11 protein-coding genes are annotated in these 11,931 nt (G+C 64.2%); 9 read left to right on the forward strand and 2 right to left on the reverse strand.

What is annotated here, in order from left to right:
• The coding region (locus tag HMPREF1137_RS10340; protein WP_034496182.1) for a translation initiation factor 2 at positions 1–1,068 on the forward strand (1,068 nt) is incomplete at its 5' end.
• Between the two features lie 483 nt (positions 1,069–1,551).
• Here the strand turns inward: HMPREF1137_RS10340 and HMPREF1137_RS01195 are convergent.
• A complete protein-coding gene (locus HMPREF1137_RS01195) occupies positions 1,552–1,833 on the reverse strand; it encodes a WXG100 family type VII secretion target (protein WP_007587901.1) in 282 nt (93 codons plus the stop codon).
• Positions 1,834–1,856: 23 nt separating this feature from the next.
• Positions 1,857–2,162 carry a WXG100 family type VII secretion target gene (locus tag HMPREF1137_RS01200; protein ID WP_007587895.1) on the reverse strand — a complete coding sequence of 102 codons (306 nt, stop codon included), beginning with the start codon at positions 2,160–2,162 and terminating at the stop codon, positions 1,857–1,859.
• A gap of 224 nt (positions 2,163–2,386) precedes the next feature.
• Between HMPREF1137_RS01200 and HMPREF1137_RS01205 the strand changes: the two genes are divergently transcribed.
• From HMPREF1137_RS01205 to HMPREF1137_RS01240, 8 genes are all read left to right on the forward strand, one after another.
• Positions 2,387–3,718 carry an EsaB/YukD family protein gene (locus tag HMPREF1137_RS01205; protein WP_231283987.1) on the forward strand — a complete coding sequence of 444 codons (1,332 nt, stop codon included), beginning with the start codon at positions 2,387–2,389 and terminating at the stop codon, positions 3,716–3,718.
• A 3-nt stretch (positions 3,719–3,721) separates the two neighbouring features.
• Positions 3,722–5,173: a type VII secretion protein EccB gene (locus HMPREF1137_RS01210; RefSeq protein WP_007587889.1), complete on the forward strand. Its 1,452-nt coding sequence runs from the start codon at positions 3,722–3,724 to the stop codon at positions 5,171–5,173.
• Positions 5,170–6,597 (forward strand): S8 family serine peptidase, encoded by a 1,428-nt coding sequence (locus tag HMPREF1137_RS01215; protein ID WP_231283989.1) that lies wholly within the window; start codon positions 5,170–5,172, stop codon positions 6,595–6,597. The genes HMPREF1137_RS01210 and HMPREF1137_RS01215 overlap by 4 nt, the downstream gene beginning before the upstream one ends.
• Positions 6,594–7,790 (forward strand): S8 family peptidase, encoded by a 1,197-nt coding sequence (locus HMPREF1137_RS01220; RefSeq protein WP_007587887.1) that lies wholly within the window; start codon positions 6,594–6,596, stop codon positions 7,788–7,790. The genes HMPREF1137_RS01215 and HMPREF1137_RS01220 overlap by 4 nt, the downstream gene beginning before the upstream one ends.
• Before the next feature lie 48 nt (positions 7,791–7,838).
• A complete protein-coding gene (locus HMPREF1137_RS01225; protein ID WP_007587906.1) occupies positions 7,839–9,029 on the forward strand; it encodes a S8 family peptidase in 1,191 nt (396 codons plus the stop codon).
• Between the two features lie 135 nt (positions 9,030–9,164).
• Positions 9,165–9,551, forward strand: a complete 387-nt coding sequence (locus tag HMPREF1137_RS01230) for a YbaB/EbfC family nucleoid-associated protein (RefSeq protein WP_007587899.1) — start codon at positions 9,165–9,167, stop codon at positions 9,549–9,551.
• 5 nt (positions 9,552–9,556) lie between these two features.
• The gene (locus tag HMPREF1137_RS01235) at positions 9,557–10,738 is read left to right on the forward strand and encodes a hypothetical protein (protein WP_007587891.1); all 1,182 of its coding nucleotides are present in this window, start codon (positions 9,557–9,559) and stop codon (positions 10,736–10,738) included.
• Complete coding sequence (locus HMPREF1137_RS01240) at positions 10,735–11,898, forward strand: hypothetical protein (RefSeq protein ID WP_155835387.1); 1,164 nt, start codon at positions 10,735–10,737, stop codon at positions 11,896–11,898. Before HMPREF1137_RS01235 ends, HMPREF1137_RS01240 begins: the two co-directional genes overlap by 4 nt.
• Positions 11,899–11,931 lie beyond the last annotated feature (33 nt).

Raw genomic sequence — 11,931 nt, forward strand, 5'->3', positions numbered from 1 at the left:
TACGCCGAGCGTCCGCGCCCCGGCCAAGCTCCCAACGGCTTCGACGGCGTTCACCCGGCTAGCTCGCCGGGCCAGTGGGGGGCGCCGAGCGCCCCGCTTACGCCCGTGCCGCAGGCCGCGCCCGGCTACTCTGCTCCGGGACAGCGCGCCAACGACCCCTACGCGCCCGACTACAGTGCGCCGCAGGCTGCGCTCTCCGCTCCCTCGGTGCCTTCCGCTCCGGCGATGCCCGCGGTTCCGGCAGCGCCGCCGCAGGGCATGCCCGACGCGCATCGTCCCGCCCCGACCCAGCCCGCATACGCGCCTGCTGCGCAGGCCCCTGCGGTTCCGGCGGTGCCCACCTTCTCGTCTCCCGCCTCTGAGGTGCCCGCCGTTCCGACCTTCTCGTCTCCCGCCTCTGAGGTGCCCGCCGTTCCGACATTCTCGTCTCCGGCAACCGACGTGCCCGCGGCTCCCGTGACTGCCCCGCAGGATTCCTGGGGCGCGCCCCCTGCGCAGGCTCCCGCCCAGGCAGCCCCGGCCTCGTACTCCGAGCCGTCGTTCGAAACTATGCCCTACCACGCCGCAAACGGTGCGGGCGTGTCCGCCCCGCCGCCCAGCCGCCGCGCGGTTCAGGCCGGCCAGGCCGCCCAGGAGGCGTACGCGGCCGGGCAGATGCAGGGTGGCGGCTCTCAGTGGGGTGACGCGGGCCGGTCTCAGTGGGGTGCCCCGGCTGCTCCCGCGCGCGCTCAGCTGCTGTGGCTCATCTTCGATTCCGGGCAGCGCGAGCTGATCGACGAGCCTCTCACCATCGGCCGCAGGCCCGCGTCCGTCGAAGGCACGCGCTCGGTCGTCGTGCCCGATACGACCGTGTCGTTGTCGCGTACGCACATGCGCGTCGGTCCGACCGCGACGGGTGCCTGGATCGAGGATGCCTTCTCGGCGAATGGCACGCAGATCCGAACGCCTGATGGTCGTATTTCCGCGCTCGCGGGCGGCCAAGCTGTCGAGGTGCCCGCGGGTACCGAAATCCTCATGGGCGAGCGTCGTGCCACGATCGTCCTTGCGGATGCGGATTCGGTGCGCTGACGCGTTGTCTGCTTGAGGATCCCGTCGCGGCCTGGCCGCGACGGGATCCTCTTTCTGTGGGGCTGCAGGAGTTATCCAGCAGGTGTGAGTGGTGCGGTGGTGAGGCGTTACAACGGCGAGCCCGTGGGCGCTGTGGAACTCGCGCCGGCGCGAATCTGCGAGCGGGGCACGCCGCGAGCCGAGGGATGCTCAAACGGACACGCAACACCTTCGACAGTTAGACATGGCGTCCAACGGTCGCCAACACAATCACGAATGAGAGACTCGCCACAATGTCTGTTGTAGGCCTCTTTGTGGGCAGGTGTGGGCACCGCGGTAAGCGATTTTGTATCATTCGGTTAATTTCGAAAAATGCTGTCGATGCGCGAGGGAGTTGCCCTCGCGATGGGTGTGTCGTCACCCGGCGGGGCTGGGCGGATAAACGAGGGAGGGCCCGCCCCGACAATGGGGCGGACCCTCCCTCAGCGCGTGTGCGCGGTGCTATCAGAAGCGGGCGGCGGAAGCCTGGTCCGTCTGCTGGTAGTTGGAACGAGCGGAGTCCACGGCCGCGGAGGTGCGGGACAGGACGTCCTTCAGGCCCTCGAGGCCCTGGTTCCACTTGACCTGAGCGGCGTTGTAGGCTTCCTGAGCCTGGCCTTCCCACGAGGAACGCAGCTGGTTCAGCGTGTTCTCGAGGTCATCGAGGCAGCCCTGCAGGTTGGAGGCGCCGGACTTGATGTCGGCGGCAGCGCCATCGAGAGCGCCGTAATTTACCTGGAAATCCATCTTCAGTCTCCTGTCTTAATCTCTCACAGTCCGCCGAGGATCTGCGCGAACGAGCCCTCGGTGTCGGCCTCGTTGGCCTGCATTGCCTTGTCGGTGCCACGCAGGTTGTCCGCGAGCTCCTGAAGAGCCTGGTTAACCTTCGCCGCGTTGTCCTGCCACTGCTGCATCAGCTGGGTGAACTGAACCGAGGCGCTGCCCTGCCACGAGCTGCCGATGGTCGACAGGTCGCCCTCGAGGCGACGGAAGTGGCCCTGCAGGTCGTTGTAGGTGGACTCAATCGCGGAGACGCCCTGTGCAAGGGCGCCATCTACGGCCCGCTGGTCTGCCATGTGAACCTCCATTTGTATGAGTGAACTCTCTCGCGGGATGCGTGAGAGCATGGGGACACATGAATACTAACCATGTTTTCATCTCTTTTTTTGATGTTACGCAAAAATCATGACAAAACCTGACCGACAACCTAGACTTACAGGGTTGTGTCGTGTAGCCACAGACCCCATCACGCGGCAACCGGGAGGATCCAATGGCATCGAAAACATCTCGTGGAGTGGCGATGATTCCACTCACGATTACCTACGGCGTGGATCGAAGTGATGTCACGGTCCCTCAGACGATCCCTTTGGTCGAACTCCTGCCGGGGCTCGTTGAATCCGCCGGAGCATTCAGTGATCAGCCCGCAAACGATGGTTTCGCGGTGCGAACCGCGTCGGGCCGACTCCTCGACCAGTCCGCGTCTCTGTCCGCCCAGGGGGTGCGCGCCGGTGCCGCGCTGACGCTCGAACCCCTCGGTGAGGGAGCCGCCGATATGGTCTATGACGACCTGACGGAAGCCGTCGGGCAAGTCGTTGAAAGAGTGTCCACGCCTTGGACACGTGACAATGCTCGCACGCTCGCCGCGCTCTCCGCTGCTGCCCTGATTTTCGTTGCCGCCGTCCTCCTGGCGACCACGCCTCAGGACGCCCTCGTTTCCTTGGATCCCGGCCGCGTCAGGACACTCAACTTCGTCTACGGTGCAATCGGCATTGTCTCCGCGCTCCTTGTCGTCGGAACGTCCATCGTCGTAAGCCGCAAGTACGCCGGCCCCTCCGGAATTGCGCTCGCGCACACTGTTCCCTTCCTGACCGCCGCCTCGGCGCTTCGGCTCTCGCAGAGCCAGTGGGACGCGGGCGGCTGGATCTTCGTCGGTCTCGGCGTGCTCGTCGGCTCGCTCGCGGTGCTGACGCTGCCCAAGAAGTACCGGATTTCCATTGCGGCTCCGCTTGTTCTCGGAACGATGATCGCCGCCACCGGCCTCATGGTGAAGGTTGGCGCCCTGTCTCAGGTCGGTGTGTCCGCCCTCCTCTTCGCCCTCGTCGTCGTCCTCCTGCAGGTCGCGCCGTGGATCGCTCTTGCGCATATTCCCGTGAGGATCCTGGACGCCGATACTGCCGAGCAGATCCCCGCGCAAGGAGTCACCGACCAGGTCAGTACCTCCTTCGTGTTCGTCGTCTCCCTGCGTGCGGGCGGCGGCCTCGCGGCGCTCTTCCTGACGGTATCGATGCTGAGCGCGCCCACCCTGCGTTCGGTGTCCATTCCGCTCATCCTGGCCGTCCTCGGCTCCGCCTCCCTGATTCTGCAGACACGCTCGATTCGCGCCCGCGTCGAGGTGCTCCTCGGTGCTCTGACGGGCCTGACGACGATCCTGGTCTCTGCGACGCTCGCCACCCGAGCCAACCCGACGAGCCTGGCGTGGGTGACCTTCTGCGCGATTGCAGCCGCCCTCGTCCTCGTGGTGACGAACGTCGTTGGCCCCCGCGCACGTCCGCACCTCACGCGCATCGCGGACACCATTTCGGTGCTCTCGCTCTTTGTCCTGATCCCTCTGGCCGTCTACCTGTGGGGGTAAGTCATGCCGTCCAGTAAAGATATTCTCGAAGCCCAGCGCTTCAACCGTCACCGTCTGATTACGGCGTTCACATCGGGTACCCCCGGTGGTCGCGAGGTCGATCCGCCGTCCCCGGTACGGCCTCTGATTTTCGGCGCGCTTGTCGCGATCATCATGTGCGTCATCGGTGTGGGCATGCGTTTCTTCAACGCAAACCCGAACCTGGACAGCAAGAACTTCGTCCTCGTCGACGTCAAGTCCACGGGCGCGCGCTACTTCCTCGCGAACGGTGTCCTGCACCCGATCTCGAACGTGACGACGGCGCGCCTCCTGTCCCAGGAAGGCACCCTCGAGGTGATCTCCGCCAGCGCCTCGTCCCTCGACGACAAGCCGCGCGGCGCCCAGATTGGCTTGCCGGGCGTGCCCGACGACGTTCCGACCAGCAAGCAGCTGGCGAGCACCTGGCTGTCCTGCGACCTCGAGGACACCTACCACACCTGGATCGGGCAGAAGCTGCCGGAAGAGAACTTCCCTCTGACACCCGCCGTCTCCGCGCTCGTTACCCCTGACCACGGTAAAACCATCTACTTCGTGGACGCAGCGACCGAGAAGAAGTACCTCATCGACGAGACGGATTCCCGTCTGAGCGACTGGACGTTGGCGTTCCAGAACCGCGTCGGTTACCCCGTCGAGGTGGACCCGCAGTGGGTGGACCTCTTCCCCTCCGGCACGCCGCTGCGATCCTGGAGCTACAGCGAAATCCCGAATGCAGGTGCGCCCGCGACAGACCTTCCGGGCCCTCTGAAGGACGCGAACCTGACGATCGGCACCGTCGTCGAGCAGACCGACGCGAAGGGTGAGGTCCAGTTCTCCTACCTGGTCGTTAATTCTTCCCAGCTGGCGGTGTTCAACTCCACGGCCGCACGTCTGTACCGCGACGCCCCGGCCACGAGGCAGTTTGGGACGGACATGTTCAAGGACGTGACTCCCGTCCATGCAGATTTCATCGGCGAGGACTGGCCGCGCTACGAGGATTTCTCGGACCCGGTGTGGAATGACCAGAAGGCTGACGCGTCGAACCGAACGGCCCTGTGCGCCCACATGTCGACGACGAACAAGGCGGTGCCCAAGCTCGGGCTCTACACGATGCCGTATCAGCGCGCCGTCCAGGCCTCGTATGATGCCGAGTCCGTGAGCTCGCCCTCCGGGCCGACCACGACGCGCACCGTGACGGTGGCGGGTGGCTCCGGGGCGCTCGTCGCGATCACGTCGGCGGGTGGCCAGGCAGCTGCCTACGCCTTCGTATCCGACCAGGGATACATCCATTCGCTCGGAGCGACGCCCACTGTGTCGATGAACGCCCTGGGATGGAAACAGGATGATGTCGCCGCGATCCCAGAGACGTGGGCGAACCTGATTCCGCCGGGAACCGATATGACTCCACAGGCGGCAGCCTCATCAGTGGGGCTCTCGTGACACGGGGCTTCGCGCGTACCCGGTCGCTCCGCCACGGCCTCGTCGGTGCCGCCTTGGCGACGGGGCTCGCGCTCGCGCCGGTTCTCGCCCCTGCGTCCCCCTCGGACGAGGCCGGGGCATCCTCTGCGTTCGGCCCGACGATCGCGCACGCGGACCCGGCACCCACGCCGAGCGTTCGTCCCACACCCACGGCGCCTCCCTCCGATGCGCCGACGGAGGCCCCCGAGCAGCGCTCAGAAGAGACGTGCCCGGTAGACTCTCCCCGCTACATCAAGCAGCAGCCCCTCATCCTCGACCAGGTGGGCGTGCGCCGTGCCTGGGACCTGACGCGCGGTGCCGGCGTGACGGTTGCGGTCGTCGACTCTGGCGTTGCCGCGGGCAATGAACACTTCAACTCGGGGGATCCCTCCGTGGTCCTGCCCGGTATCGACCTGAGCGGTGAAGGCACCGATGGTCGCGTCGACGTTGGCGAACACGGCACGGCGATCGCCGGTGCGATCGCTGCTCGCCAGCTTCCCGCGGCGAAGGGGTCGGGCCTCGTTGGTGTCGCTCCGGAAGCGAAGATCCTCCCGGTGCGCATCGAGACTGGCCTCGAGCAGGGAAACGCCGACAAGCCGGGGCAAGAACCCTTCATGTCACGCGTCGCTCGAGCCATCCGCTGGGCCTCTGACAATGGCGCCCAGATTATCGTCGTCGCCCAGTCCTCGAAGGATCCGAACTCGGACCTGGAGGCAGCGGTCAAGGCTGTGCGCGGGCGCTCGCTCGTCGTCGCGTCGACCGGCAACACCTACCAGGACCAGAAGAACAACGAGGTTGTCTACCCCGCAGCCTACGAGGGAGTCCTCGCGGTCACCGCCTCGGACGCCTACGGTTTCGCGTCCGACCAGCAGGTGCATGGGGCTCATGTGGACCTGGCGGTGCCCGCCGCGGTCATCCTGACGACGTGGTTTGATCAGGCTGATTGCCTGGTCGGCGGCTACTCGGGTGACACGCCTCTGCCGTCCTCCTCCTACGCGACCGCCTACGCGGGCGGCTTCGCGGCCCTCGTGGCCTCCAAGTATCCCAACGAGTCTCCGGATATGTGGAAGTACCGCCTCGAGGTCACCGCGCTGCGCGGTGCGGCCGACCAGCGCACGAACGAGCTCGGCTGGGGTATCGTCGCGCCCTACGACGCGCTTACCTTCGACGACATCGGCACGAGGTACGGGCCCCCGCACCCCGATCAGGCGGCCCACCCCGTTCCGAACCGTCCGGCCGTGGCATCTCCGACGCTGGCGAACAGTAACAACATCCTGACGGTTCGCACCTACATCGTCTCCGGGATCGTCGTCATGGGTGCGGCGATTCTTGGTGGCCTTGTGATCCTCTCGCACCTGCGTGGCAGGCCCGTGGCCGCCGACAAGGATGATGAGGACGACGCGTGACGCTGTCGTCTGGGCGTCGCTGGCGGCGCATGTGCGGCCTCGGGACGGGCGTCCTCGCGCTCGTTGTCGGTGGCGGCCTCGTCCCGGCCGCTCCCGCGAACGCCGTCGATCGGGAGGTGACCGGCGCGGACCAGGAGTACTACTCCTTCTATCGCTTGAGCTCGTTGCACAGCCAGGGGTACAACGGCGAGGGAGCGATCATCGCCATGATCGATGGGCACGTCAACCCGAACATTCCTGAGCTGGCCGGCGCGACAATCGAAAATAAGAGCCCGTGCACGGTCCGGTCCCTGCCAGAAAACGCGGATCACGGCACGGCTGTTGCCCAGGTCCTCGTGGCGCCGAAGTTCGGCGTAGCCCCCGGAGCGACCCTGTACACCTACGACCTGGGGTACAGCGAGGAGGAAGTGGGCGCCGACTGTGCGACCGCCGGCGTGTATGCGCGGGGCGAGGCCGATACATCGCTGCTGATCGAGCAAGCGATCAACGACGGCGCTCACATCATCTCGATCTCGAGCAATTACCCGCTGTACAACGAAGATCTGCGGTGGGCCATGGCGCGGGCCATTTCCCAGGGCGTCATCGTCGTTGCCGCGATGGGGAATGAATCCACCGAAGATCCCGAGGATACGCTGCCCTTGTGGTCCGGGATCTGCGGAGTGGGCGCCATCAATGCAGACGGGTCGCTGACCGATTACAGCAACTGGGGCAACGGCGTCGAAACCGTTGCTCTGGGCTCGATTGTCGTGCGCAGCGGTACCAGCGGAGAAGTGTTCACGATGCAGGGAACATCCTTCGCGACGCCTATCGTCGCGGGTTTCCTCGCAATTGCGTGGCAGCGCTTCGACGACCGGATCACGGCGAATCAGATCCTGCAGGCCATGACGACGACCGGTACCGGGAGTAACGGCGACTGGAACTACTACACGGGCTTCGGGCCAGCTGACCCGTGGGGGCTGCTCAACGCGAATGCCTCGTCGCTGCCTGACGTCAATCCGTGCGAATCGAAGACACTGTCGTCGAAGCCAAGCTGGCAGGATGTTGAGGATTACATCGACGGCACTGTCAATCCGCTGTTGATGAGGAACGACGACGACTACGTCTACCGCGGTGTGAACGAGGATGCGGCTTTTAGCCCGGATAATGAATTCCCCGTTCACCTGGGAACCAGCCCGCGCTACCACCGGGACTGACGCATTCCCTCCCGCTGGACAGTGAAAGGACAAAGGCCCTTGACTACGATGACGAGGCATGGGCGCGCCCTGCGTGTCCTGGCAGTCTTTCTCTGCATCTGCACGCTTATCGTGGGCAGTGTGGTCGTTGCCGAGCAGCCAGCGCAGGCGCTCACACGACCAATCGTGGCGACGGACCAGACCCACTACTCGCGTTATTCTCTCGACTCCCTTCGGGCGCAGGGGTACACGGGGCGGGGAGTCGTCGTCGCTGTGCTCGATGGCCGAATCGATACGACGATCCCCGAACTCGCTGGAGCACACATTGAACTGAAGAGTCCGTGTGTCCCGCAACGTGTTGAGAAATCGGATCGACACGCGACCTTCATCGCGCAGGTGCTTGTTGCGCGGGACTTCGGCTTGGCGCCGGACGCGACCATCTACAACTACGAAATGGTGCGCGAGGCGCTTGAGGGGGAAGGCGACTGCTCGACGAGCTGGTCGAGACCGGGTGATTTGGCTCAGGCTCCCAACCTCATTGAGCAGGCTATTAATGATGGAGCTGACATTATCTCCATCTCGTCGACCTTTTCCGTACCGGAATCCCAGGAGATGCGGTGGGCGCTTGCCCGCGCAGTCGTCAATGGTGTGATTGTCGTCGCCAGCATGGGTAATGAAGGCATCGAGAACGACCCGCGATCGATGGGGAGTTGGTCTGGCGTTGTCGGTGTGGGCGCACTCGAACCGGACGGAACAGTGGCCAGCTACTCGAGTTGGGGCGATGGAGTGTCGGTTGCTGCTATCGGGGAGGTGATGGTTCGTTCGTCGATCGATGGGAACGACTACATCGTGAATGGCACGTCCATGGCGGCTCCGGTCGTCGCTGGGACCCTCGCGTTGGGCAAGCAGCGCTTTGGACGAGAAGCAACGACGGAACAGATCCTCCAAGCGTTGGTCGCTACCGGGAGTGGAGCTGGACAGTGGAACAACCGAACTGGTTACGGAGAGATCGATCCCGCTGCCCTTCTTTCGTCTGACCCCACAGCGCTCTCCAACAGACACCCATTCATTGGAAAAGGCAACGGGGCAAAGCCCACAGTCCAAGAGATTTCGGACTATGCGGATGGGGTTGTGAACCCGCGAGTAATCATGAATGACCCGTCGTATGTCTATCGGGGCACCGATGAGAAGAACGCGTTGAGGGATGGGCACAAATACCCTGTTCACCTGGGAACCAGCCCGCGCTACCACCGGGACTGACGAGGCGTCAGGGTTGTGCGTGTTGATATGTCAATCCTGAACGACCTTCTGGTCGGTGAATTTCCGCTGTCCGTGGCGTTGTCTCGCAGGTCGAAGAGCTCCCCACATATCGCCTCAGTCGGTTAGGATAACCGTATGGTAGATGTGATGGGGCAGACGCCCGAAGAATTTGAACAGATGCTGAAGGATCAGATCGCCGCCGCCGAGAAGAAGGCGAACGCGATCAAGGAGCTCGTCGAGCGACTGACGTCCGCCCGTGTTTCTGGCATGGACAGCAACCAGGATGTCGAGGTCGAGGTCAACTCTGACGGTCGCATGACCAAGATCTCCATCGATGACAACGGCATGCGCGGCAGTGCCCGCGAGCTTGAGCAGGCGATTATGGAAGCCTACGCGGACGCCGGGCGCAACATGGCGACCTTCGTCCGCGAGCACGTCGCTCAGGACTTCAAGGACGAGGGTGGCGCGATTGAGGCATACGCCGCCACCGTGGAACCCGTGCTGAACTCGCTCGGGCGCTGATACCAATGTCGAACTACGATCTCGCAATCGACCTGGATGGGCTGGTGAGCCACGCGGGCGAGGTGGACAACTGCGCCAACACGCTCGACGCGTGCTACGACACCGCCACCCAGACCCTGGGACAGGTCATCACGAACGCATTCGGCCTGATGTTCATGCAGTACACAGCCGTGTGTACCTACCAGTTTTCGAACATCGCGGCCATGATCAATGACGCCGCCGAAGCTGAACACCGACTGAGCAACTGCCTGATCGACCTCGAGCAGCGGATGCGCGCAGCCGAGCGTGACAATAAAGACATTATTAAGGGCCCCGGAGACCAACTCGAGCCGTGCCCCACGCCTCCCGGTGCAGGAGACACCCCCGGCACTCCGCCCGGCTCCGTAGCTCCGGGCGCGAGCGCACCGGTCACCGGCCCCAGCGGCGGCACCGCAGATGGCGGCGTAGGTGTGCCCTCGCACGGCGGCGGTGGCGGCGTATCGAGCGGCGGTGGCGGAGGCGTCTCGAACGGAGGCGTCAGCGGCACTGCCACCATGCCCAAGCCGAACAACGCCGAGGAGATCATCAAGGGCCTCGAGAAGGACAAGAAGGACGACGAGACCTCCATTGCGAGCATGCTCGCCGGCCACGACAAGGTCTGCGTGGGTGAGGACGAACTCCGCGCCTTCCTCGAAAAGCAGCGCGAGGACGAAAACGCCGACCTGAAGACCTTCTACGACCGTCAGAAGGAAGACCAGGCGAAGGCCCTCGAACGCTATGCCGAGGCGCACCCGGGTGAGGACATCTCCGAGGTCAAGACCCTCATCGAGGACAACCAGAAGCGCCAGCAGGACGCGATGACGGACTACCTGGCGAAACAGCGCACCGAGGAAGAATCTCAGATCCGCGAGTTCGTCAAGGACAACCCGAAGGCAACCCCCCAGCAGTTCGACACCTTCATGTCCAAGCAGCGCAACGACCAGCAGACCAGCTTCCGCGCCTTCGTCGACGAACAGCAGAAGACCCAGAACGCGCGTATCGACGAGTTCACGAAGGCGCATCCCGATTCGAAGCCCGAGGATGTCCGTTCCCTCTTTGAGAAGCAGGACAAGCACGGCGACCAGGACATCGAGACCTTCCTGACCCGCCAGCGTCAAGACGAAGAACGCACGCTGCGTCGCTTCATTTTTGAAGGAGTAAAGAAGTGAGCCCGCAACAGCCGGTATATACCCGCAGCGAGTGGATGGACGGGTCCGATGACGCCCTGGGCCCCATCGGCGACATCCGCGACGCTGTCATCCAGCTCGATGCCGGTGACTGGAAGGGGGGCGCCGAGTCGGCCCTCAGCGCTGTCCAAGGCATTGGCGAGCTCGCCCTGGGTGGGCTTGGTGGCTTGATCAGCTACGGCGTGGATATCCTCCTCAACTACGTCGACCCCCTCAAGTTCTGGATGGACCAGCTCACCGGTGACTCCGCGCAGGTCAACGGCATGGCCATGACCTGGGCATCCATCGGAGATTCGCTGCGATCGACGGCATCCGAGCTCGACTCCGGATCGTCCAGCGCCATGCAGAACATGAAGGGCGAATCGGTCTCCCGTTACCTGTCGCGTCAGGGGCAGGTTGTTGCTTCGATCAACACCCTGGCCGACGCGTCAGCCACCGTGGGCAGCGCGGTTGCCAAGGCCGCTGAGCTCGTCAAGAAAACCCACGATTACGTATGCAAGCTGATCTCGGACATCATCGGAGAGGCCGTTGAAGGAGTAGCGTTCGCGGGGCTCACGCTCGGCGCGTCGCTCGTCAAAGCCGCGGTCGTTGTCGGCGAGCGGGCTATTGCCGAGGCCTGGAACGTTCAGAACCTCCTGACCCTGCTGAAGATGGCCTTCGACGAACTGAAGTCGCTCTTCGACATCCTCACGGCAGCTGCCCCCGCCTTCCTCAGCGCGATCCGCGAGGTGGGTAAGGAATGCGGTACCCCCGGCGGTGGTTGCTGCGGTGAGGGCTCTTCTTCGAGCAGCGACAAGCCGAAGCGCTCCCCCCTGGACGAGCCCGTTCGCGAGTGTCCGCCAGAGGAAAAAGAAGAGAAACACCTCATCGATTACATCACTGACCCGCTCCTCGAGCCTCTCCGCGCAGCTGAGGACTTCGTTAAGCCGCTCGTCAAGCCGATCGGTGACGCGGTCAAGAAGGTCGTCGAGGATCCCGAAGGATACGGCCTCACCCGTCCCTTCACACCCAAGGTCCACGTCCCCCCGTCGACCGTGGGCAAGAAGCTCGAGGAAGAGAAGAACAACGGTTGGTCGAGCGCATCGGGCTCGGGTGATGACTGGGGATCGGGCGGTTGGTCGGGCTCGTCCGGTAGCTTCTAGGAGCTTCGCCAGTCGCGTCACTGACCTCGACTG

The sequence above is a fragment of the Actinomyces sp. ICM39 genome, from assembly GCF_000282935.1.
GTDB classification, from domain to species: domain Bacteria; phylum Actinomycetota; class Actinomycetes; order Actinomycetales; family Actinomycetaceae; genus Pauljensenia; species Pauljensenia odontolytica_B.